20 protein-coding genes are annotated in these 20849 nt (G+C 76.2%); 6 read left to right on the top strand and 14 right to left on the bottom strand.

Features of this window, described 5'->3' with window-relative positions; translation table 11 throughout:
• Positions 1 to 62: 62 nt before the first annotated feature.
• From ACGFIZ_RS02970 to ACGFIZ_RS02915, 12 genes are all read right to left on the bottom strand, one after another.
• Positions 63 to 1913: an ABC transporter ATP-binding protein gene (locus ACGFIZ_RS02970; protein WP_393415173.1), complete on the bottom strand. Its 1851-nt coding sequence runs from the start codon at positions 1911 to 1913 to the stop codon at positions 63 to 65.
• Positions 1913 to 3616 (bottom strand): ABC transporter ATP-binding protein, encoded by a 1704-nt coding sequence (locus tag ACGFIZ_RS02965; RefSeq protein WP_393415170.1) that lies wholly within the window; start codon positions 3614 to 3616, stop codon positions 1913 to 1915. Before ACGFIZ_RS02965 ends, ACGFIZ_RS02970 begins: the two co-directional genes overlap by 1 nt.
• A gap of 123 nt (positions 3617 to 3739) precedes the next feature.
• Positions 3740 to 3994 carry a hypothetical protein gene (locus ACGFIZ_RS02960; RefSeq protein WP_347666503.1) on the bottom strand — a complete coding sequence of 85 codons (255 nt, stop codon included), beginning with the start codon at positions 3992 to 3994 and terminating at the stop codon, positions 3740 to 3742.
• Between the two features lie 23 nt (positions 3995 to 4017).
• A complete protein-coding gene (tsaD, locus tag ACGFIZ_RS02955) occupies positions 4018 to 5064 on the bottom strand; it encodes a tRNA (adenosine(37)-N6)-threonylcarbamoyltransferase complex transferase subunit TsaD (protein WP_393415166.1) in 1047 nt (348 codons plus the stop codon).
• Between the two features lie 2 nt (positions 5065 to 5066).
• A complete protein-coding gene (rimI, locus tag ACGFIZ_RS02950; RefSeq protein WP_393415612.1) occupies positions 5067 to 5525 on the bottom strand; it encodes a ribosomal protein S18-alanine N-acetyltransferase in 459 nt (152 codons plus the stop codon).
• A gap of 11 nt (positions 5526 to 5536) precedes the next feature.
• The gene (tsaB, locus tag ACGFIZ_RS02945) at positions 5537 to 6214 is read right to left on the bottom strand and encodes a tRNA (adenosine(37)-N6)-threonylcarbamoyltransferase complex dimerization subunit type 1 TsaB (protein WP_393415164.1); all 678 of its coding nucleotides are present in this window, start codon (positions 6212 to 6214) and stop codon (positions 5537 to 5539) included.
• 258 nt (positions 6215 to 6472) lie between these two features.
• The gene (gene ung, locus ACGFIZ_RS02940; protein WP_393415161.1) at positions 6473 to 7174 is read right to left on the bottom strand and encodes a uracil-DNA glycosylase; all 702 of its coding nucleotides are present in this window, start codon (positions 7172 to 7174) and stop codon (positions 6473 to 6475) included.
• Positions 7175 to 7579: 405 nt separating this feature from the next.
• Entirely contained in the window at positions 7580 to 8062 is a 483-nt protein-coding gene (gene tsaE / locus ACGFIZ_RS02935) for a tRNA (adenosine(37)-N6)-threonylcarbamoyltransferase complex ATPase subunit type 1 TsaE (RefSeq protein ID WP_393415158.1), read from the bottom strand.
• Positions 8063 to 8084: 22 nt separating this feature from the next.
• A complete protein-coding gene (locus ACGFIZ_RS02930) occupies positions 8085 to 9179 on the bottom strand; it encodes an alpha/beta fold hydrolase (protein ID WP_393415155.1) in 1095 nt (364 codons plus the stop codon).
• A gap of 69 nt (positions 9180 to 9248) precedes the next feature.
• Positions 9249 to 10367, bottom strand: a complete 1119-nt coding sequence (alr, locus tag ACGFIZ_RS02925) for an alanine racemase (protein WP_393415153.1) — start codon at positions 10365 to 10367, stop codon at positions 9249 to 9251.
• 160 nt (positions 10368 to 10527) lie between these two features.
• On the bottom strand, positions 10528 to 11997 hold the full coding sequence (locus ACGFIZ_RS02920) for an NAD(P)H-hydrate dehydratase (protein ID WP_393415150.1): 1470 nt from the start codon (positions 11995 to 11997) through the stop codon (positions 10528 to 10530).
• A complete protein-coding gene (locus tag ACGFIZ_RS02915) occupies positions 11994 to 12122 on the bottom strand; it encodes a hypothetical protein (protein WP_393415147.1) in 129 nt (42 codons plus the stop codon). The genes ACGFIZ_RS02920 and ACGFIZ_RS02915 overlap by 4 nt, the downstream gene beginning before the upstream one ends.
• Positions 12123 to 12358: 236 nt before the next feature.
• Between ACGFIZ_RS02915 and ACGFIZ_RS02910 the strand changes: the two genes are divergently transcribed.
• The gene (locus tag ACGFIZ_RS02910; RefSeq protein WP_393415144.1) at positions 12359 to 12655 is read left to right on the top strand and encodes a hypothetical protein; all 297 of its coding nucleotides are present in this window, start codon (positions 12359 to 12361) and stop codon (positions 12653 to 12655) included.
• On the top strand, positions 12652 to 14352 hold the full coding sequence (locus ACGFIZ_RS02905) for an alpha/beta hydrolase (RefSeq protein ID WP_393415141.1): 1701 nt from the start codon (positions 12652 to 12654) through the stop codon (positions 14350 to 14352). Before ACGFIZ_RS02910 ends, ACGFIZ_RS02905 begins: the two co-directional genes overlap by 4 nt.
• A 189-nt stretch (positions 14353 to 14541) precedes the next feature.
• On the opposite strand, the gene glmS is transcribed toward ACGFIZ_RS02905, so the two are convergent.
• Positions 14542 to 16455, bottom strand: coding sequence for a glutamine--fructose-6-phosphate transaminase (isomerizing) (gene glmS / locus ACGFIZ_RS02900; RefSeq protein ID WP_393415138.1), 1914 nt, complete (start codon positions 16453 to 16455; stop codon positions 14542 to 14544).
• Positions 16456 to 16862: 407 nt separating this feature from the next.
• On the opposite strand from glmS, the gene ACGFIZ_RS02895 reads away from it, so the two are divergent.
• Both ACGFIZ_RS02895 and ACGFIZ_RS02890 read left to right on the top strand, forming a co-directional pair.
• Positions 16863 to 17534: a hypothetical protein gene (locus ACGFIZ_RS02895; protein WP_393415135.1), complete on the top strand. Its 672-nt coding sequence runs from the start codon at positions 16863 to 16865 to the stop codon at positions 17532 to 17534.
• Between the two features lie 42 nt (positions 17535 to 17576).
• A complete protein-coding gene (locus ACGFIZ_RS02890) occupies positions 17577 to 18770 on the top strand; it encodes a pyridoxal phosphate-dependent aminotransferase (RefSeq protein WP_393415133.1) in 1194 nt (397 codons plus the stop codon).
• 42 nt (positions 18771 to 18812) lie between these two features.
• On the opposite strand, the gene ACGFIZ_RS02885 is transcribed toward ACGFIZ_RS02890, so the two are convergent.
• The gene (locus tag ACGFIZ_RS02885; protein WP_393415130.1) at positions 18813 to 19418 is read right to left on the bottom strand and encodes a PadR family transcriptional regulator; all 606 of its coding nucleotides are present in this window, start codon (positions 19416 to 19418) and stop codon (positions 18813 to 18815) included.
• Between the two features lie 103 nt (positions 19419 to 19521).
• On the opposite strand from ACGFIZ_RS02885, the gene ACGFIZ_RS02880 reads away from it, so the two are divergent.
• Both ACGFIZ_RS02880 and ACGFIZ_RS02875 read left to right on the top strand, forming a co-directional pair.
• On the top strand, positions 19522 to 20364 hold the full coding sequence (locus tag ACGFIZ_RS02880) for a hypothetical protein (protein WP_393415127.1): 843 nt from the start codon (positions 19522 to 19524) through the stop codon (positions 20362 to 20364).
• Positions 20365 to 20366: 2 nt separating this feature from the next.
• Positions 20367 to 20810 carry an ATP-binding cassette domain-containing protein gene (locus ACGFIZ_RS02875; protein ID WP_393415124.1) on the top strand — a complete coding sequence of 148 codons (444 nt, stop codon included), beginning with the start codon at positions 20367 to 20369 and terminating at the stop codon, positions 20808 to 20810.
• Positions 20811 to 20849: the final 39 nt, after the last annotated feature.

Here is a 20849-nt window from a genome sequence, read left to right as displayed (position 1 = left end):
TCGTGCCCGGCCGCGTTGTGGAGCGACGCCCCTCGTGCCCGGCCTCCCTGTGGACCGCAGGCTCAGCCGTGCCAGGAGCGCCAGAGGGCCGCGTACGAGCCACCGGCGGCCACCAGCTCGTCGTGCGAGCCCAGCTCGGTGATCCGGCCGCCCTCCACCACCGCCACCCGGTCGGCGTCGTGGGCGGAGAAGAGCCGGTGCGCGATGGCGACGACCGTCCGGCCCTCCAGTACGGCGGCCAGCGACCGCTCCAGGTGCCGGGCGGCCCGCGGGTCGATCAGCGAGGTGGCCTCGTCCAGGACCAGGGTGTGCGGGTCGGCCAGCACCAACCGGGCCAGTGCGAGCTGCTGCGCCTGGGCCGGTGAGAGCGGGTGCCCGCCCGCGCCGACGACCGTGTCCAGCCCCCGCGGCAGCGCGTCCGCCCAGTCCAGCGCGTCGACGGCGGCCAGCGCGGCCCGGACCCGGGCCGGCTCGGCGTCCGGCCGGACCATGGCCACGTTGTCGGCGAGCGTGCCGATGAAGACGTGGTGCTCCTGGCTGACCAGCGCGACGTGCCGGCGCAGCTCGGCCAGGGGCAGGTCGCCCAGCGGCCGGCCGTCCACCGTCACCGACCCGGCACGCGGGGCGTGCACCCCGGCCAGCAGCCGACCCAGGGTGGACTTGCCCGCCCCGGACGGGCCGACCATCGCCAGCCGCTCCCCCGGCTCCAGCACCAGGGTCACCCCGTGCAGGACGTCCCGGCCCTCGCGGTAGGCGTACCGGACGTCCCGGACGGCGAGCCGGGGGCCGTGGGCGCGCCCGCCGGCCCCGCCACCCCGGTCCTGGCCCTGCTCGCGGCGCTGCGGCGACTCGTCGCCGTCGACCGGGAAGCTGTCGTCGGCCGGGGACCTGCCGTCGGCCGGGGACCTGCCGTCGGCCGAGGGCCGGTCCTCGTCGGCGGGGGCGGCCACGCCGAGCAGGCGGGCCATCGACGCGCCGCCCACCTGGAGCTCGTCCAGCCAGACCAGCAGCCGGTCGACCGGGTCCACGAGCTGTTGCGCGTAGAGGGTGGCCGCGGTGACCTGGCCGAGGCTGACCCAGCCCTTCAGATGGAACCAGCCGCCGATGACCAGGGTGGCGACCACCGGCACCACGTACCCGAAGTCGGCGACCGGGTAGAAGACGGTGCGCAGGTTGAGGGTGTACCGCTCGGCCGCGTACGACCGGCGGATGTCGGCGTCGGTGCGGACCCGGCGGCGGCCCGGCTGCCGCAGCGCGTCCGTCGTCCGCGCCCCCTCGACGGTCTCGCTGATCCCGTCGGTGATGTCCGAGTAGGCGGCGTTCTGCCGCAGGTAGCCCGCCGGCGCCCGGCGCAGGTACCACCGGGTGCCCGCCCACAGCATCGGCACCGCGAGCAGGCCGGGCAGGACGAGCAGCGGACCGGTGAGCAGCAGCGCGCCGAGGATGAACACGACGGTGACGAGCGCGATCAGCGTCTCCGGCCCCGCGAACCGGACCGTCTGGGACAGCGCCGAGACGTCCCGGGACGTCCGGGTGAGCAGGTCGCCGGTGCCCGCGCGCTCCACGGTGGACAGCGGCAGGGCGAGCACCCGGTCGACGAACTCCTCGCGCAGCTCGGCCAGCACCCCCTCGCCGAGCCGGGCGGAGGCCAGGTAGGCGTACCGGACCAGCACCGACTGGACCAGCACGAACCCGCCGATGACCAGCGCGATCCGGTCCACGGTGACGGTCGACACGCCCCGGGAGATGCCCTCCACGAGGTCGCCGAGCAGGCGCGGCGCGACCAGCCCGGTCGCCGCGGCCAGCGCGTGCAGGCCGAGCGCGGCGGCCAGGGCGCGCGGGTGGCGGCGGACCAGGGCGCGGGCGTACCGGCGGACCTGGTCGGTGTCGGCGACGGGCAGGGCCGTGGCCATCAGTCCTCCCCCCGGCGGACCGCGGCCGCGTAGCGCGGCTCGGCGGCCAGCAGTTCCTCGTGCGTCCCCTCGGCCACCACCTTGCCGTCCTCCACGAAGACGACGCGCTCGGCACGGCCCAGCACCAGCGGGCTGGTGGTGCAGACCAGGGTCGTGCGGCCGCGCCGGGCCGGCCCGAGCCGCCCGGCGATCCACGCCTCGGTGTGCGCGTCCACCGCGCTGGTCGGCTCGACCAGCACCAGCGTCTCCGGGTCCGCGACCAGCGCCCGGGCCAGCCGCAGCCGCTGCCGCTGGCCGCCGGAGAACTCCCGGCCGCGCTCGGCGACCGCGCTGTCCAGCCCGTCGGGCAGCGCGTCGACGATGTCCGTGGCGCCCGCCGCGTCGAGGGCCGCGAGGATGGACGCCGCGTCGGCCGTGTCGTGCGGGTCCAGCTCCGCGCGCAGCGGCCCGGTGAACAGGTGCGCGTCGTTGTCGGCCACCAGGATCCGCTCCCGCACCGTCGCCAGCGCCAGGTCCCGCAGCGGTACGCCGTGCAGCGTCGCGTCCCCGTCGACGTACCGGCCGAGCCGGTCGGCGATCGCGGCGGCGTCCTCGGGCGCGGTGGCGGCCAGCGCGGTGAACCGGCCGGGCGGCACGACCAGCCCCGACTCGACGTCCACCAGCTCCCCCGGGCTCTCGGGCAGGGTCGCCGGCCGGGCCGGGTCGACCAGCTCGGGCGTGGTCCGCAGCAGCCCGATCACCCGCCGGGCGGCGACGTGCCCCAGGGTCAGCGAGTCCACCGCCTCGGTGAGGTTGCGCAGCGGGCTGACCAGGAACGCGGTGTAGCCGTAGAAGGCGACGAGCTGCCCGGCGCTGATGTCGCCGCGCAGCGCGAACCGGGCGCCCAGCCACACGACCAGCACCAGGAACGCGCCGGGCAGCAGGACCTGGGCGGCCTCCAGCAGCGAGTCGACCCGGGCCACCCGGAGGCCGTCGGCGCGCAGCGCCTGCGACTGCGCCCGGTACCGGGCCGAGAGGACCGGCTCGCCGCCGACCCCGCGCAGCACCCGCAGCCCCGAGACGATGTCGACGGCGCGGGCGGTCAGCGCCCCCTCCGAGTCCCGGTACGCCTGCTGGCGGTGGTGCAGCGGCCGGATGAGCAGCGCCACCAGGGCCATCTGCAGCGGCACCCCGAGCACCACGACCAGCCCGAGCGGCACCGAGGTGGAGAGCAGGATCACCGCCACGGCGACGATCCCGACCAGCGAGCCGGTGCCCCGGGCGAGGATGTTCATGGCGTGGCCGAGGTGGGAGATGTCGGACGTACCGATGCTGACCACCTCGCCCGCCGCGACCCGGCGGGGCAACTCGGAGCCGAGCCGGTTCGCCGCGCCGACGGAGAGCTGCACGGTCCGGTACGCGGCGGCCAGCCAGTTGTGCACCGCGAAGCGGTGCCGCAGGATGGCGGCCACCGCCTGGAGCAGGCCCAGCCCCAGCAGCGTGAGCCCCCACGTGAGCAGCGCGCCCTGGTCGCGGTGGGTGAGGCCGGCATCGACGGCCCGGCCGACGACGGCCGGCATCAGCGCCTGGGCGCCCATCCAGAGCACGCCGAACGTGATGGCGGTGCCCAGGAGCACCGGGTGCCGGCCGGCCAGCCACACCATGTAGCGGGCCGGCGACCGGTCGTCGGGTACGCCGGGTTCACCGGCCGGTTCGAAGCGCATGACAGGTCGACGGTAGGCGGCGGGAACCTTGCTGCGCCAACCCGATCCCCGGCCCGGTCCACACAGGCCGGAGATCCACGGCCCGGGCTCGGCGGCGGCCCTGGACCGGGCGGCCTGTCGGATTCAGCGATCTACCTGGGTGAAGTCCCAGGAGTGCGGCGGCCGGGCGACCAGCGTGGGCGGCGGGTCCGGCAGCGTGCGCGGGTTGCTCCGCCACTTCGAGATCACCACCACCCGGTGGTCAGTCGAGCTGAACACCTCGCTGGACAGGTGCAGCGGGTCGTGGTCGAGCTCGGGCAGCGCGGTCTCGCAGACCCAGGTGATCAGGTCGGCGAAGCCGTACGACTCCGCCCGCGCCTCCCACATCCGTACAATCACGGTCGTCCTCCCCTCGCGAAGCGTCAGACGCTGACGGTGGTCAGCGGCAGGGCCGAGTCGGCCGGCAGGTCGAGCCGGCTCGGCGCGACGCCCGCGGCGACCAGGTGTGAGCCGAGCGCCGCCACCATCGCGCCGTTGTCGGTGCACAGCCCCGGCCGGGGCACCCGGACCCGGATGCCGAGCTTCGCGGCCCGGTGCTCGGCCATCGCCCGCAGCCGGGAGTTCGCCGCCACTCCCCCACCGACCACCAGCGTCTCCACGCCGTGCGCCTGGCAGGCGGCCAGCGCCTTCGCGGTCAGCACGTCGCACACCGCCTCCTGGAACGACGCGGCGACGTCGGCCACCGGCACCGGCTCACCGGCCCGCTCCCGGGCCTCCACCCAGCGCGCCACCGCGGTCTTCAGGCCCGAGAAGGAAAAATCGTACCGGTGGGCGGCGAGGTCCCGGGCGGCGGTCAGCCCGCGCGGGAAGCCGATGGCGGCGGCGTCGCCGGCCCGGGCCTCCCGGTCGATGTACGGCCCGCCGGGGAACGGCAGGCCGAGCAGCCGCGCCACCTTGTCGAACGCCTCGCCGGCGGCGTCGTCGATCGTCGCGCCGAGCGGGGTCACGCCCCGGGCCAGGTCGTCGACGAGCAGCAGGGACGAGTGCCCGCCGGAGACGAGCAGGGCCACCGCCGGCTCGGGCAGCGGGCCGTGTTCGAGGGTGTCCACGGCGACGTGCGCGGCCAGGTGGTTCACCCCGTACACCGGCTTCTCGGCGGCCAGCGCGTACCCCTTGGCGGCGGCGACGCCGACCAGCAGGGCGCCGGCCAGGCCGGGCCCGGCGGTCACCGCGATCGCGTCGATGTCGGCGATGGTCACCCCCGCCTCGGCCAGCGCCCGGTCCATGGTGGGCACGATGGCCTCCAGGTGTGCCCGGCTGGCCACCTCGGGCACCACCCCACCGAACCGGGCGTGCTCGGCCACGCTGGAGGCCAGCGCGTCGGCGAGCAGGGTGTGCCCGCGCACGATGCCGACCCCCGTCTCGTCGCAGGAGGTCTCGATGCCGAGGATCAGTGGTTCGTCAGCCATGGTCAGTCCTGACTCCGTCGCATGACCAGCGCGTCGGTGTTGCTCGGTTGGTAGTAGCCGCGGCGCACCCCGATCGGCTCGAAGCCGTACGTCGCGTAGAGCCGCTGGGCCGGGGCATTGTCCGCCGCGACCTCCAGCAGGGTGTGCCGCGCGCCGCGGCGGGCCGCCTCGGCGAGCAGCGCCTCCAGCAGGACCCGGCCGACGCCGCGCCGCTGGGCGTCCCGGCGGACGGCGACGTTCTGCACCCACGCCTCGTCCGGCGGCGCCACCATCAGCCCGGCGTAGCCGAGCACGCCGCCGCTGCCGTCGGTGGCATTGGCGTCGAGGGCGACCAGGTAGAAGTGGCCGTTGGCCAGCTCGTTCCAGAACATCGCGGCCGACCAGCGCTCCGCGCCGAACAGGTCCGCCTCGATCGGCAGCACCTGCTCCACGTGCCACCAGCGGAACCGCTCCAGCCGCACCCCGAGGTCACTCAAGGCAGGACCGGCTTGCGGGCGGTGGCCGCCACGGCGTCCGGGCGGCGCAGGTAGAGCGGGGTGAGCGGGTCGCCGGGCGCGCCGGCCCGGATCCGCTCGGCGGCCAGCGCGGCGAGCGCGGTCGGGTCGGGGTAGCGGGGCTCCGCGCGCAGCGGCAGGCCGAGGACGTCGGCGTACCGGTGCGCGCCGTCGCCGACCGCGACGGTGACGGCCAGGTCGCGGGCGCGCTGGGCGGCGACGGCGGGCGCGGACACGTCCGGGCCCGTGATCCGCTGGCCCGCGCCGTCGTAGATTGCCCAGTAGATCTCCCGGCGGCGGGCGTCGCTGGCCGCGAGGACCGGCTCGCCGGCCGCCGCCGGGTGGCCGATCGCGTCCAGCGAGCAGACGCCGTACGTCGGAACGCCCAGCACCTGGCCCATCGTGGCGGCGGTGACCAGCCCCACCCGCAGCCCGGTGAACGGGCCGGGACCGAGCCCGGCGACGATCGCGGCCAGGTCGGCGGGGCGGGCGTCGACGTCCGCGAGGACCGCGTCGACCTGGGGCGCGAGCAGCTCGCCGTGCGCGCGGGCGTCGACGGTGCACCGCTGCGCGCGCGACACGACGCCATCCGCCGTGACCTCGACCAGCGCCGCGGTCACCGCGGGCGTCGAGGAGTCCACCACCAGTACGAGCACGGATGCCACCCTAACCGGCCCGCCGGTCACCCCGCGTGACCCCCCGGCCCGGCGCACGACACCTCCCCCGCTCGGCGCGGACGGCACCACCCCGGGGTGCTCGACGCCCGACACCCGCCGCCCCCGGCGCGGACGGCACCACCCGGCGTGCTCGACGCGCGACACCCGCCGCCGCCAGGGCGGACGGCACCACCCGGGCCGACACCCACATCGGACGGTCAACGCCCCGTCATGTCGTGACGGGGCGGTGTGGCCCGGTCAGCCCGCCGACCGCTCCCAGTCGATCGTCGGCAGGCCGGCGTCGGCGAGGGCCTTGTTCGTCGCGCTGAACGGGCGGCTGCCGAGGAAGCCGCGCGGGTTCATCGGGCTCGGGTGGCCCGCCTCCAGCACGACATGCTGCGGGTTGGTCACCAGGGCCGCCTTCTTGCGGGCGTACCCGCCCCAGAGCAGGAAGACGACCCGCTGGTCGAGGGCGTCCAGGGCGCGGATGGTGGCGTCGGTGAACTCCTCCCACCCCTTGTTCGCATGCGAGCCGGGGGTGGCCTGCCGGACCGTCAGCACCGAGTTGAGCAGCAGCACGCCCTGCGCGGCCCAGCCGTCGAGGTTGCCGCCGCGCGGCTTGGCGACGCCCAGGTCCTCACTCAGCTCCTTGAAGACGTTGCGCAGCGACGGTGGGACGGGCACCCCGGGGCGGACGCTGAAGCTCAGCCCGTGCGCCTGCCCGGCCTTGTGGTACGGGTCCTGCCCGAGGATCAGCACCCGGCAGTCCCGCGGCGCGCACAGCCGGTACGCCGAGAACAGGTCCTCGACCGGCGGGAAGACGGTCTGGGTGGCGTACTCCCCGGCGACGAACTCGGCCAGGGTGGCGGTGCGGGCCGGGTCGAGGTGCGGGGTGAGCACGGCACGCCACTCGTCGGGCAGCAGGCCGAGCAGGTCGAGGGCGGGGGCGTCGTCGGGCATCGGCAACCTTTCGCAGTCGGTCGACCCTCTTCCTACCAGCCCCCACCGACACCCCCATCGCAAGGACCGACAGTCGAGGACGGATTCCGCAGGACGGCGGAGTCGGAGGGTGATTCTCCTGGCGGCGGCACGGTTCGCACCCCGATCACAGCGGTGCCTCGGAAGACGACTGGTACGTTGCGCGCCGCCTGGAGCTGGACGTCGCCAGTCTGGGCGAGACGCCGGACGAGGCCCCGGCCGACATTCCAGGTCGGCAACGCCATGGCCGTCTCGATGTTGGCAGCTCAGCCACTTCCTGCCCGGCGTGTCGAGTTGCTCGTGCGTCAACGTCCGGCCGCCGGCCGCCGGTCGAGCGGTACCGGCGGCTACCGGAACCGACCGTCCTACGACAACCGGTACGACCCGTCAGGCGAGCGCGGTGATCCGGTCCGCCCAGTCCCCGCCGGCCGGTTCCAGCTCGACCACGCGGGTGTCGTCGTCCCGGCGGTCGACGCGAACCCGCAGGTGGGCGTCCACCAGCTGCTCCACCAGCCCCTCGCCCCACTCGACGACGGTGACCGAGTCGTCCACCGAGGTGTCCAGGTCGAGGTCGTCGATCTCGGCGCGCGGGTCGCTCGCGTCCCCGAGCCGGTACGCGTCGGCGTGCACCAGCGCCACGGTGCCGCCGCGCGCGGGGTCGGGCCGGTGCACCCGGGCGATCACGAAGGTCGGCGAGGTGACGTCGCCGTGCACCCCGAGCCCGGCGCCGATGCCCCGGGTCAGCGCGGTCTTGCCGGCGCCGAGCGGGCCGGTGAGCAGCAGCAGGTCCCCGGCGCGCAGCACCCGGGCCAGCCGGCGGCCGAAGGCGTGCGTGTCCTCGACGGTCGGGAGCGTGACGACGATGCTCACGGCACCTCCGCGGAAACGACGCTCACAGGGCCTCCAGGAAGCGGATCAGGGCGGCGTTGACCTCGTCGGCGTGTTCCAGCATCACCACATGACCGCTGTCCGGGATCTTGAGGAACTCGGCGTGCGGCAGCCGCCGCACGATCTCCTCCGAGTGGGCCACAGGGGTGATCATGTCCCGGTCGCCGACCACCACCAGCACGGGGGTGCCGGCCAGCGCGGCCAGCGCCGGGTGCCGCGAGTGGGTGGCGATCGTCCGCAGGTAGCGGGTGACCGTGTCGGCCGAGGTCCGGGAGTTCATCTGCTCGACGTACGACACCAGGGCCGGGCTGGGCCGCCGGGAGCCGAAGCCGTACCTGCGGGTGAGCAGCCAGGCGAGGTCGGACCTGGACCGGCGGGCCGCGTCGATCACCGTGCCGCCGTACCGGGTGGCGTTGCTCATCATGAACAGCACCGGGCCGCCCATCCGGGCCAGCAGGGCGGGCGCGACCAGCCTGCTCTCGGCGAGCAGGCCGCCCGAGGTGGCGACCAGCACGGTGCCGACCACCCGGTCGCCGAACAGCTCCGGGTACAGCTCGGCGAACGCCATGATGGTCATCCCGCCCATCGAGTGGCCGACCAGCACCAGCGGCCCTTCGGGGGCGGTCCGGTCGATCACCCGGCGCAGGGTACGGCCGAGCGCGCCGAGGTCGTACTCGCCGGTCTCCAGCCGCCCCGACCGGCCGTGCCCCGGCTGGTCGTACGCGACGATCCGGTGCTCGCCCCGCTCGGCGAGCAGCTTGCGCTGGAAGTGGAACGTCCCCATGTCGAGGCAGAAGCCGTGCACCAGGACCACGGTCGGGTTGCCGGCGACGGGGCGGGTCGGCTCCACCACCTCGACGTGGATGTCGGTGCCGTCCGGCAGCTCCAGCCGGAACGCCTCGTCGCACCGCTGCTCGCCGAAGACCTCGTCGGCGTACGGGTCGGCCGGGTCGGCCTTGAGCCGGCGGACGAGGACGCGCTCGCTGACGACGCCGGCCGCGAGCCCGGCGGCGGCGACGCCGACGGCCGCCCCGACCACTCCCGCCACCCGGCCGGCGGCGGTACGCGGCCGGGGGACGCGGAACCTGCGCCGGCTCACCGGACCCGCCTTCCGTTCGCGACTGCGGGGCTCGCTCCGCAGCGCTCCTCGCGCATCACAGGGCCCCCGTCACGGGCGCTCGCCGTCGTAGACCCGGGGCACCCGGACCCCGCCGAACCGGGTGACGATCTCGTAGTTGATCGTGCCGACCGCGTCGGCCCAGTCGTCGGCGGTGGGCTCGCCGTCGGTGCCGGGCCCGAACAGGGTCGCCACGTCGCCGGCCGCCACCGGGTCGTCGCCGCAGTCGACCATGATCTGGTCCATGCAGACCCGCCCCGCGATGGTCCGCCGCCGGCCGGCGAGCTGCACCGGCCCGACGTTCGAGGCGTGCCGGGGCACCCCGTCGGCGTAGCCGAGCGGCACCACGGCCAGGTTCGCCTCCCGCTCCGTGACGTACGTGTGACCGTACGAGACGCCGGTGCCGGCGGGCACCCGCTTGGTGAGCATCACCCGGGCCCGCGCGGTCATCGCCGGACGCAGCCCGAACCGCTCGCCCGACACCGGCGACAGGCCGTAGGTGGCCAGCCCGGGCCGGACCAGGTCGAAGTGGGTGTCCGGGCGGGTCAGCGTGGCGGCGGAGTTGGCCAGGTGCCGGTAGCGCGGGCGCAGCCCGGCCCGCTCGACCATGTCCAGCCCCTCGTGGAAGACCGCGAGCTGGCGGTCGGTGGTGGGATGGCCGGGCAGGTCCGCGTACACGAAGTGGCTCCACACCCCGACCACCTCGACCAGGCCGTCGGCCTGGGCCTTCGCGGCGGCCTCCAGCAGCGCCGGCCAGTCGGCGACGGTGGCCCCGCCCCGGGACAGCCCGGTGTCGATCTTCAGGTGCAGCCGGGTCGGCCGGTCAACCCGCCGGCTCGCCTCGATCATCTCGTCGAGCTGCGGCAGGCTCGCGGCGGCCAGGTCTACCCCGGCGGCGACCCCGTCGTGCAGCGGCAGCCCGGGGGCGAGCAGCCAGGCAAGCACGGGCGCAGTGACCCCGGCCCGGCGCAGGGTCAGCGCCTCGTCGAGGGTGCAGACGCCGAGCCAGTCCGCACCGGCGTCGAGCGCCGCGCGGGCCGCGGGGACCATCCCGTGGCCGTATCCGTCGGCCTTCACCACCGCCATCAGCTCCGCGCCGGTCCCCGACCGCAGCAGGGCCACGTTGTCACGGATCGCGTCGAGATCGACGCGCACCTCGGACTGCCACATGGCCCCAGCCTACTGACCACGCTGATCATCCCGGGGCGGAGCCGCCGGACCGGGCGCGCCGGCCGGGCCGCCCGCCGCTGGTCGGGGCGCGCCGGCCGCGCCGCCCGCCGCTGGTCGGGGCGCGCCGGCCGCGCCGCCCGCCGCTGGGCGGCGGCGGAGGTCAGGACAGCCGGGCGAGGACCGGCCGGAGGGCGGCGGCGACGTCGGAGGCGGTCACCGGGCCGCCGCGGGCCGCCTCCCGGCCGGCCAGCCCGTGCAGGTACGCGGCGGCGGCCGCCGCCCGTTCCGGGGCCAGCCCCGCGGCGAGCAGCGAGCCGAGCAGCCCGGCGAGCACGTCGCCGGTGCCGCCGGTGGCCAGCGCGGCGGTGCCGGTCGGGTTGACGTACGCCCGGCCGTCGGGGGTGGCGATGATCGTCCGGTCCCCCTTGAGCAGCACGACCGCGTTCATCCAGGCGGCCAGGCGCAGCGCGGCGGCCGGCCGGTCGGCGCCGGGCAGCTCGCCGCAGAGCCGGGCGAACTCCCGGTCGTGCGGGGTGACCACGATCGGGGCGTCCCGCCGGCGCAGCCGGTCCGCCATCGACCCGTCGACCAGCAGGGTCAGCGCGTCGGCGTCGAGCACCACCGGGACCGGCGCGGCGAGCACGGCGCGCAACTCGGCCGCCGCATCCTCGCCGGTGCCCAGGCCCGAGCCGCAGACCCACGCCTGGACCCGCCCGGCGTCGGCGACCCGGCCCGTGGCGATCACCGACGGGTGGTGGTGCAGCACCTCGTCCCGGGCGCTGCCGGCGTACCGGACCATCCCGGTCGGCCCGGCGAGCGCGCCGCCGACGGAGAGCACGGCCGCCCCCGGGTACGTCGCCGAGCCCGTCGCCACCCCGACCACGCCCCGGCTGTACTTCTCCGCCGCCGGCCCGAGCTCCGGCCACCAGCCGACCACGTCCGACCACTCGGTGACCCGCAGCGCGGGGCTGCCGCGCAGCGACGGCCCCAGCCCGATGTCGACCAGCTCGACCTCCCCGGCGAGGGCGGCGGCCGGGCCGACCACCAGCGCCGGCTTCAGCGCGCCGAACGCGACCGTCACGTCGGCCCGGATCGCCGTGGGCCGCCCGGACGCGGCCGGCGGGACGTGACCGGTGTCGACGGCAACCCCGCTCGGCACGTCCACGGCGACCACGGCGGCCCGGGCGCCGTCCCGGCCGCGCAGCCCGGGCAGCTCGGCGGCGAGCCGCTCGGCCGCCTCGCGCAGCCCGCCCGTGCCACCGATCCCGACGATCCCGTCGAGCACCACGTCGACCACGGCGGGCGGGCCGTCGACCAGCCGGCCACCGGCGGCGCGCAGCGCGGCCAGCCCGTCGCCGTGCGCCCGCCCGGGGCTGAGCAGCAGGGCGGAGACGGCGGCGCCCCGGCGGGCCAGTTGGGCGCCGGCGTACAGGGCGTCGCCGCCGTTGTCGCCCGTCCCCACCAGCAGCAGGACCCGGGCCCCGTACACCCCGCCCCGGTCGGCGAGCAGCAGCGCGCAGCGGCGGGCCAGCCCGGCGGCGGCCCGCTTCATCAGCGTCCCGGCGGGCAGGCCGGCCATGAGCGCGGCCTCCGCCGCCCGTACGTCCCCGACCCGCCACACCGGCTTCATGCCACCACGTCCCGTCCGTACCCGTGCCGGCCGCGCCCCGGCCGGTACGCGCGCAGCGGCGTCCGCGCCGTCGCCCGGGCGAACCGCCCGGCCGGGACGACGTCGGTGCCGACAGCGACGACCACCGCCTCACCCTACCGGCGGAGGGGCCGCAAATTAGCCGCCGGAGGGGGCGTGGGCAAGGCCTGTGGACAACCCGGGGTACGGCCGTCGGCCCGTTGTCCACAGGGGCGTTCCGGGCCGCCCCGGGCCGCCTAGCGTCGTCGGCGTTCGGTGTCCCCCGCCCCCGCCGGCCCCTCGGCCGGCGCGGTCGCCGCCCGCCGTCGCCGGCCGACGGCGCCGAGTCAGGAGGAGCTCCCCGATGGAAGGCGAGCCGTTCACCGTCCGCCCGGACCTGCTGCGGGAGGTGTCCAGGGCGCTGGGCGACGACGCGTACCGGCTGGCGCGCGGGCTGGCCGGGGTGCCCGGGCTGCTGGTGCCCGCCCCCGGCTGGCGCGCGGCGTCCGCCCTCGCCGGGCTGGAGTCGGCGGTGCACGCCTGGTGCGACGCGCTCGGCGCGCGGGTGGCGGCCACGGCCGGGGCGCTGGCCACGGCCGCCGACGGGTACCAGGCGGTCGACGAGCGGGCGGCCCGCCGGCTGACCGCCCTGCCCCGGTGACCGGCCCGGCGCCGAGCCGGCCCGGTTTGGGGAGCCGGCCGGCGGGAGGCCGACCCGACCCGGCGGGACGCCCGGCGGGAGGCCGACCCGACCTGGCGGGACGCCCGGCGTCCGCCGGCGTCGGCAACGGGTACGCGCGGCTCTGGGCTGCCGACCCGGCCGGCTGGGCGGCGGCCGGCGCGGCGTGGTCGGGGCTGACCGGGCTGGTCGACCGGCGGGCCGCGGCGCTGGAGGGGGCCGCCGGCAGGCTGCGGACCGGGTGGACGGGCGCGGCGGCGGGGTCGGCCGGCGGACGGGTCGACGCGTTGCGGGGTCAGCTGACCGCCCTCGCGCCGGCGGCGATCGAGGTCGACCAGGTGCTCGCCGAGTTCGCCGGGCGGCTCCACCTGGCCAAGGCCCGGCTGGCGGAGGCGGTCGCCCTGGCCGACGCCGGTGGGGTGCGGCTGGACCGGCAGGGGCGGGCGGCCGTGAACCCCGCGGCGGCGCGGCCGGTCGAGTCGGCTGCCGTGGCGCGCGTCGCCGCCGCCGTGGCCGCCGCCCTGGAGTCGGCGGACGCGGCCGACCGGGAGGCCGCCGGCCGCCTCGACGCATTGGCGGCGGCGGCCGGCGCCGGCTGGCTGTGCCCGCCCCCGCCCTGGCGGCCGGCCCCGGGCACCGACCCGGCGACCGTCCGTTCCTGGTGGGCCGGGCTCACCGCCGCCGAGCGCCGGTGGCTGGTGGCCCGGGAGCCGGAGTTGGTCGGTCACCTCGACGGCGTGCCGGCGACCGCGCGGGACCAGGCCAACCGGCTGCTGGTCGGGCAACGGCGGGAGGTGCTGCTCGCCGAGCGGAGCCGGCTGCTGGGCCGGCTGCCGGGCGGGCCGCTGGAGCTGGCCGGGCTGGCCCGGGTCGAGGCGAGCCTGTCCGGTCTCGACGCGCTGACCGCGCGGCTGGCCGGCGGCGGGCAGCCGCGGACGTACCTGCTGGGGCTCGACCCGGGCGGGGAGGGCCGGGCGATCGTGGCGCTGGGCGACCCGGACCGGGCGGACCGGGTGCTGACCTACGTGCCGGGGATGACCGCCGGCCTCGCCGACGCCACGGGCGAGCTCGGCCGGGCGGCCCGGGTGCGGGACCGCTGCGCGGCGCTGGACCCGACCGGGTCGACGGCGGCGGTGCTGTGGCTCGACTACGACGCGCCCGACTTCCTGCACGAGGCGGCCCTGCCGGGCCAGGCCCGGGACGCCGGCCCGGCGCTGCACCGGTTCCAGGGGGGGCTGCGGGCGACCCACGACGGGCCGCCGGCCCGGCAGACGGTCCTCGGGCACAGCTACGGGTCGCTGGTGGTGGGCACCGCAGCGCGGGACCACGGGCTCGCCGCCGACGCGCTGGTCTTCGTCGGCTCGCCCGGCGTCGGCGTGGACGGGGCCACCGGGCTGCGCCTGCCGGCCGGCGAGGTCTGGGCGAGCACCGCGCCCGACGACGTGATCCGGCTGGCCCGGCCCCCGGACGCGCTGGCCCGGCGGATCCTGCTCGGGGCCGGGCCGCTGGCCGCCGTGCTCGCCGACCCCGAGGACCATGCCCTGTGGTTCGGCAGGGATCCGACCGACCCCGGGTTCGGCGCGCGCACGTTCCCCAGCGGCCGGTACGGCCACACCGGCTACTGGGAACCCGGCAACCCGGCCCTCGACGGCATGGCCCGCATCGTGCTCGGCCGTTGACACGGCGGGCGCCCCGACGCCGGCGGTCGGAGGCCGCCCATGTCGGCGACGTGGCGGGGTCCTGGCCGCCGGGATGCCGCCACGTCGGCGACATAGCGGGCGGGATCCCGGCCGACCGGACCCCGCAGTGTCGGCGACATGGCGGGCGGGGTGCGGGCCCCGGCCACCTCCGGCGGGGCCCGGTGGCGGCTATTCCACAGTGACGGACTTGGCCAGGTTGCGGGGCTGGTCGACGTCGTGGCCCCGGGCCGCCGCGATCTCGGCCGCGAGCACCTGCAACGGCACGGTGGTCACCAGCGGCGCGAGCAGCGTCGGCGTACGCGGCACGTAGATCAGGTCGTCGGCGTACCGGACCACCGACTCGTCGCCCTCCTCGGCGATCACGATCGTCCGGGCCCCCCGGGCGCGGACCTCCTGGATGTTGGAGACGACCTTGTCGTGCAGCACGCCCCGGCCGACCGGCGACGGCACGATGCAGATCACGGGCGTGCCCTTGTCGATCAGCGCGATCGGGCCGTGCTTGAGCTCGCCCGCGGCGAAGCCCTCGGCGTGCATGTACGCCAGCTCCTTGAGCTTGAGCGCGCCCTCCAGGGCCACCGGGTAGCCGACGTGCCGGCCGATGAACAGCACGGTCGGCTCCGACTTGATCTGCCGGGCCAGCTCGCGGACCGGCTCGATCCGGTCCAGCAGCTCGCGCAGCTTGCCCGGCATCTGGTGGAGCTGGTCCACCACGGCGGCGACCTCGTCGGCGAACTTGATCCCGCGCACCTGCGCCAGGTGCAGGCCGATCAGGTAGCAGGCCACGAGCTGGGTGAGGAACGCCTTGGTGGAGGCGACCGCGATCTCCGGCCCGCCGTGGGTGTAGAGGACGGCGTCGGACTCGCGCGGGATCGTCGAGCCGTTGGTGTTGCAGATGGCCAGCACCCGGGCCTTCTGCTCCTTGGCGTGCCGCAGCGCCATCAGGGTGTCCATGGTCTCGCCGGACTGCGAGATGACCACGATCAGCGTGGACCGGTCGAGGACCGGGTCGCGGTAGCGGAACTCGCTGGCCAGCTCCACCTCGCAGGGGATGCGGGTCCAGTGCTCGATGGCGTACTTGGCGACCAGCCCGGAGTGGTACGCGGTGCCGCACGCGACGATGAAGATCTTGTCGACGTCGCGCAGGTCCTGGTCGCTCAGGCGGACCTCGTCGAGCACGATCTCGCCGCTCTCGGTGAGCCGGCCGAGCAGCGTATCGGCGACGGCCTGCGGCTGCTCCTCGATCTCCTTGAGCATGAACCAGTCGTAGCCGCCCTTCTCGGCTGCCGACGAGTCCCAGTCGATGTGGAAGTCCTTACCGGCCGCGGGCTGGCCGGCGAAGTCGGTGATCTCGATCGTGTCGGCGGTGATGAGGACGATCTGGTCCTGGCCGAGCTCGACCGCGTCGCGGGTGTGCTCGATGAACGCGGCGACGTCGCTGGCGAGGTAGTTCTCCCCCGCGCCCCGGCCGACGACCAGCGGGGAGTTGCGCCGGGCACCGACCACCGCGCCGGGCACCTCGGCGTCGACGGCGAGCAGCGTGAACGCGCCCTCGAGGCGCTGGCACACCGCGCGCATCGCGGCGGCCAGCAGCTGCGGCCCGTTCGCCTCGCCCGCGGCGCGCAGGTCGGCCAGCGCGGCGGAGAGCAGGTGGGCCGCGCACTCGGTGTCGGTGTCGCTGTAGAACTGGACGCCCTCGGCCTCCAGCTCGGCGCGGAGCTTGGCGAAGTTCTCGATGATCCCGTTGTGGATCACCGCGACCCGGCCGTCCGCGGCGACGTGCGGGTGTGCGTTGCGGTCGGTGGGACCGCCGTGGGTGGCCCAGCGGGTGTGCCCGATGCCGGTGGTGCCGTCGCCGATGCCGATCGGGCTCGCGGCGCAGCCGTCCGGGTCGGTGGCGGACCGCTCGGAGAGCACCTTCTCGAGATTGGCCAGCTTGCCCGCCTTCTTCTCGATCAGCAGCTCGTCCTCGCAGACGACGGCGACGCCGGCCGAGTCGTAGCCGCGGTACTCCAGGCGGCGCAGCCCGTCGAGCACGATGCCGAGCGCCGGGCGCGCCCCGGCGTAACCCACGATTCCACACATGGTCCGCAGCCTAACCCAGTTTCGCTCATCGCGTGTGCGCAGAAGCCAGGTAAACAAACACCGAATTTGATCGAACGGCGGGAAGTCGTGATCGGGGGAGGTTGACGGGGCGGCGCGGCTTCCCGGGCATTCCGGCGCGTATCGGGTCTGTTCGGGGGATCGGTGATGGCCGGCGCGGGACCGCCGGGGCCGGCTGACTGGGCTCGACCACGTACATTGGGGGCCCCTCGGGGAAGGCGGCCCGGCAGCGGGTGCCGGCGTCCCCACCCCGCACCGCGGTCCCGGCCGCGCCCCTCGCCAGAGGCGCTCATGTCCGAGGCGTCGTCCTCCCCCGAGCCGGCCCCGTCCGGCGGCTCCTCCCCCGAGCCGACCCCGTCCGGCGGGTCAGAGCCGGCCGGCACATCCGGTTGGCCCGACCCGACCGGCCCTCGACCCCGGAGCCACCCGGCCCGACCGGCCCGTCGACCCCGGAGCCACCCGGCCCGGCGGGCTCGCCGTGGTCGCCGCCGGACCCGCTGGCCCCGCCGCAGGCGTGGACCGCGCCGGACCCGTGGGTGGCGCCTGCCCCCTGGTACCCGCCGCCCGCGCCGACGGGCACCGAACCGCCCGCGGCGGGGCCCGTTCCGCCGCCCCCCGCCGGGGCACCCTGGCCCGGGTACGTCCGGCCCGGCTGGCCGCCGGCGGGGTACCCGCCGCCGTACGCGTACCCCGGGCGGCCACCGGCGCGCTCCGGCTCCGACCGGACCGTGGTCGGCCTCGTCATCACGCTGGTCGTCGTGCTGGTGGTCGGGCTGTGCGGCTGCGCCTGCGTGGCCGGCGCCCTCGTCGGCATCGGCGAGGACCGGGCGGCATCGGAGGAACCCTGGTACGACGACCCGATCGACGACGGCGGGTACCACGGGGACGAAACCCCATCGTCCGACCCGACCACCTTCCCCGCCGACCCGACCAAGAAGCCGATCACCCGGCCGACCTCCGGGCCCGCCCCCGTGACCATGGTGTACGAGGTCACCGGGGCCGGCAAGCCGGTCATCGACGTGCAGCAGGGCTACTGGAACACCGCCTGCCGGCCCGAGTGAGGGGGTAGGCCCCGGGCGGTGGCTCCCCGTAGGCTGGCCGGCGTGACGACAAGCGCCGATGTCGACCCGCTGGTGGCCCGGATGCGGCCGTTCGGGACGACCGTGTTCGCCGAGATGTCCGCCCTGGCCGTGCGCACCGGCGCGGTCAACCTCGGCCAGGGCTTCCCGGACACGGACGGTCCGCCCGAGATGCTGGCCGCCGCCGCGGAGGCGCTGCGCGCCGGGCAGAACCAGTACCCGCCGGGCCCGGGCGTCCCCGCGCTGCGTGCCGCCGTGGCCGCCCACCAGCGCCGGTTCTGGGGCCTGGAGTACGACCCGGACGGCGAGATCGTCGTCACCGCCGGGGCCACCGAGGCGATCGCCGCCAGCGTCCTGGCCCTCTGCGAGCCGGGCGACGAGGTGGTCTGCTTCGAGCCGTGCTACGACTCGTACGCGGCCTCGATCGCGCTGGCCGGGGCGGTGCGGCGGCCGGTGACCCTGCGGCCCGGCCCGGACGGCCGGTACGTCTTCGACCCGGACGCGCTGCGCGCCGCGTTCGGGCCGCGGACCCGGCTGGTGCTGCTGAACTCCCCGCACAACCCGACCGGCAAGGTCTTCACCCCCGACGAGCTGGCCCTGGTCGCCGAGCTGTGCCGGGAGCACGACGCGTACGCGGTGACCGACGAGGTGTACGAGCATCTCGTCTTCGCCGACGCCGCCGCGCCGCACGTCCCGCTGGCCACCCTGCCCGGCATGCGCGAACGCACGCTGCGCATCTCCTCGGCCGGCAAGACGTTCTCCTGCACGGGCTGGAAGGTGGGCTGGGTCAGCGGTCCCGCCCCGCTGGTGTCGGCGGTGCTGCGGGTCAAGCAGTTCCTCACGTTCGTCAACGCGGCGCCGTTGCAGCCGGCCGTCGCGGTGGCCCTCGCCCTGCCGAACGCGTACTTCACCGACTTCGCCGCCGGCATGCGGGCCCGGCGGGACCAGCTCGTGGCCGGGCTGACCAACGCCGGGTTCGACGTGCTCACCCCGGAGGGGACGTACTTCGTCACCGCCGACGTCACCCCGCTCGGCGGGCGGGACGGCATCGAGTTCTGCCGGTCGCTGCCGGAGCGCTGCGGGGTGGTGGCCGTGCCGACGCAGGTCTTCTACGACGACCCGGAGGCGGGCCGGCGGCTGGTCCGGTTCGCCTTCTGCAAGCGGCCCGAGGTGCTCACCGAGGCCGTCACCCGGTTGCGCACGCTGCGCACCGGCTGACCCGCCGGCCCACCGCCTCAACTGGCCGCGCGGGCCGCCACGTCAGCCGGCCACGCGGGTCGGCGCGGCGCCCGGCTCGGCGGGCGCGGCCGGGCTCCGGTCCCGCGCGAGCGTGCCGAGCAACGCGCCGCCGTCGGCCAGCAGCACCTGCTCGGCGTCGTCCACGAACGCGAGGTCGGCCTCGACGTGCCGGCTGGCCGCGGAGAGCAGCAGCCGCACGACCGGGTCGTCGGCCCGGCGGCGCAGGCCGTCGAGGTTGCGCAGCTCGCGCATGAGGTGGCCGCGCTGGTTGCCGAGCACCGTGCGGACGGTCTCCGCCGCGCCTGAGCGCGCGGCGGCGGTGACCTTGAGGAAGAAGTCGTCCCGGAAGCCGCCGCCGCGCGCGCTGGGCTCGCCGAGCCAGCGTTCCAGCTCGGCCCGCCCCTCGGGGGTCAGCTCGTAGACCACCCGGTCCGGCTTCACCGGCTGGGCCTGCCGCTCTGCCACGACCAGGCCGTCGCGGGAGAGCCGGTCGAGGATCTGGTAGAGGTGCCCGATGTTCAGGGGCCCCCACTGCGGGCCGACCGCCTCCTCGAACGCGCCCTTCAGCTCGTAGCCGTAGCTGGGGCCGCGCGCGAGCAGGGCCAGGACCGCGTGCTGGATCGCCACCGTCTCCTCCGTTCCCGGCCCGGATCGTCCGATCTCCGTCCCGGGCCTTGCATTGCCACAATGTATCGCGCACGGTGTGGTGCAGCACACGGGGAGGCGCGACATGCTCAACATCATCTGGCGACAGCTGCGCGGCCGTGCGGGACGGTCGGTGGCGCTGCTGGTCGGCGTGCTGGTGGCGACCACCGGCTTCGTCGTCCTGACCGGCACCACCACCGCCTCCCGGCTCGCCGTCACCGGCACGGTGGAGCAGAGCACCCGGGCCGCGTACGACATCCTCGTCCGACCCAAGGGCGCGCGCACGCCCCTGGAGGCCGAGCGCGGGCTGGTCCAGCCCAACTACCTCTCCGGCCTGTTCGGCGGCATCACCACCGCCCAGTACGGCCAGGTGCGGGCGGTCCCGGGCGTGGACGTGGCCGCGCCGATCGCGATGCTCGGCTACTCCACGACCCCCGTCCCCGTCGATCTGGACCTGACCGACGCCGTGGACCGCTCGCTCGACCGGCAGGTCATCCGGATCGACCCCCGCTTCGTCGCGGAACGGGGCCTCTCCAGCGCTACCGGCCACGCCTGGTACGTCTACGTCACCAAGCACCCGGTGATCCACGCCCGGATGGACACGCTCCACGGCCCGGATTCCACCCTCTACACCGACGGCAAGACCTATCCCTGGTACGACGATTGCGGTCCCGCCCCGAAGCTGCTGGACGGCGGGGGCAGCCCGCAGCTGAAGACCCCGATCAGCGCGATCCGGGTCCGGGTCGCCGGCGTCTCCGGCTACAGCGAGCGCTCCGCCGAGCGGGTCCGGCTCGTCGCCGAGCAGACGCTGGTGCTGGTCGCCGCCACGGTGGCCGCCGCCGGGGTGCTGGTCGCCTGCGCGGCGGCGCTGATCCCGGCCGCGCTGCTGCGCCGCCTCCCGACCGCACGACTACTGGCAGAGGATTGACCATGGACGCGACCACAGGCAGCACGGTCCGGACGCAGGCGCTGGTCCGGCAGTTCCGCACCGGCGCCGAACGGCTCACCGCCGTCGACGAGGTGTCGGTGGAGATCACCGCCGGATCGGCGGTGGCGTTGACGGGGCCGAGCGGCTCCGGCAAGTCGACGCTGCTGCACCTGATCGGGGCGATCGAGCAGGCCGACAGCGGCACCGTGACCGTGGACGACACGGAGGTCACGGCCCTGCGGCGCGCGGCCCTCGCCCGGTACCGGCAGCGGGTCGGCTTCGTCTTCCAGCGCTACCACCTGCTGCCGGCGCTGACCGTGCTGGACAACGTGATCGCCCCGGTGCTGCCCCGACGCGGCCGCGCCGACCACGTGGCCCGCGCCCGGGAGCTGCTCGGCGCGGTCAGCCTCGCGGACCGGGAGCGGGCGACGCGCCTGCGCCTCTGACCGGCGACCGCGGTGCCCGGTCCCGGCGCGGTCCGCCGG

The sequence above is a fragment of the Micromonospora sp. NPDC048830 genome, from assembly GCF_043198215.1.
Classification (GTDB): Bacteria; Actinomycetota; Actinomycetes; order Mycobacteriales; family Micromonosporaceae; genus Micromonospora.
Note: the sequence above shows the minus strand (reverse complement) of the source record. Positions and strands in the feature narration are given on the sequence as shown.

Coding starts and splice junctions, on each gene's coding strand:
- ACGFIZ_RS02920 (WP_393415150.1), bottom strand. CDS start 11,997: ATGAAGCCGGTGTGGCGGGTCGGGGACGTACGGGCGGCGGAGGCCGCG.
- ACGFIZ_RS02970 (WP_393415173.1), bottom strand. CDS start 1,913: ATGGCCACGGCCCTGCCCGTCGCCGACACCGACCAGGTCCGCCGGTAC.
- ACGFIZ_RS02880 (WP_393415127.1), top strand. CDS start 19,522: ATGCTCAACATCATCTGGCGACAGCTGCGCGGCCGTGCGGGACGGTCG.
- ung (WP_393415161.1), bottom strand. CDS start 7,174: ATGCCCGACGACGCCCCCGCCCTCGACCTGCTCGGCCTGCTGCCCGAC.
- tsaD (WP_393415166.1), bottom strand. CDS start 5,064: ATGGCTGACGAACCACTGATCCTCGGCATCGAGACCTCCTGCGACGAG.
- ACGFIZ_RS02875 (WP_393415124.1), top strand. CDS start 20,367: ATGGACGCGACCACAGGCAGCACGGTCCGGACGCAGGCGCTGGTCCGG.
- glmS (WP_393415138.1), bottom strand. CDS start 16,455: ATGTGTGGAATCGTGGGTTACGCCGGGGCGCGCCCGGCGCTCGGCATC.
- ACGFIZ_RS02910 (WP_393415144.1), top strand. CDS start 12,359: ATGGAAGGCGAGCCGTTCACCGTCCGCCCGGACCTGCTGCGGGAGGTG.
- ACGFIZ_RS02965 (WP_393415170.1), bottom strand. CDS start 3,616: ATGCGCTTCGAACCGGCCGGTGAACCCGGCGTACCCGACGACCGGTCG.
- alr (WP_393415153.1), bottom strand. CDS start 10,367: ATGTGGCAGTCCGAGGTGCGCGTCGATCTCGACGCGATCCGTGACAAC.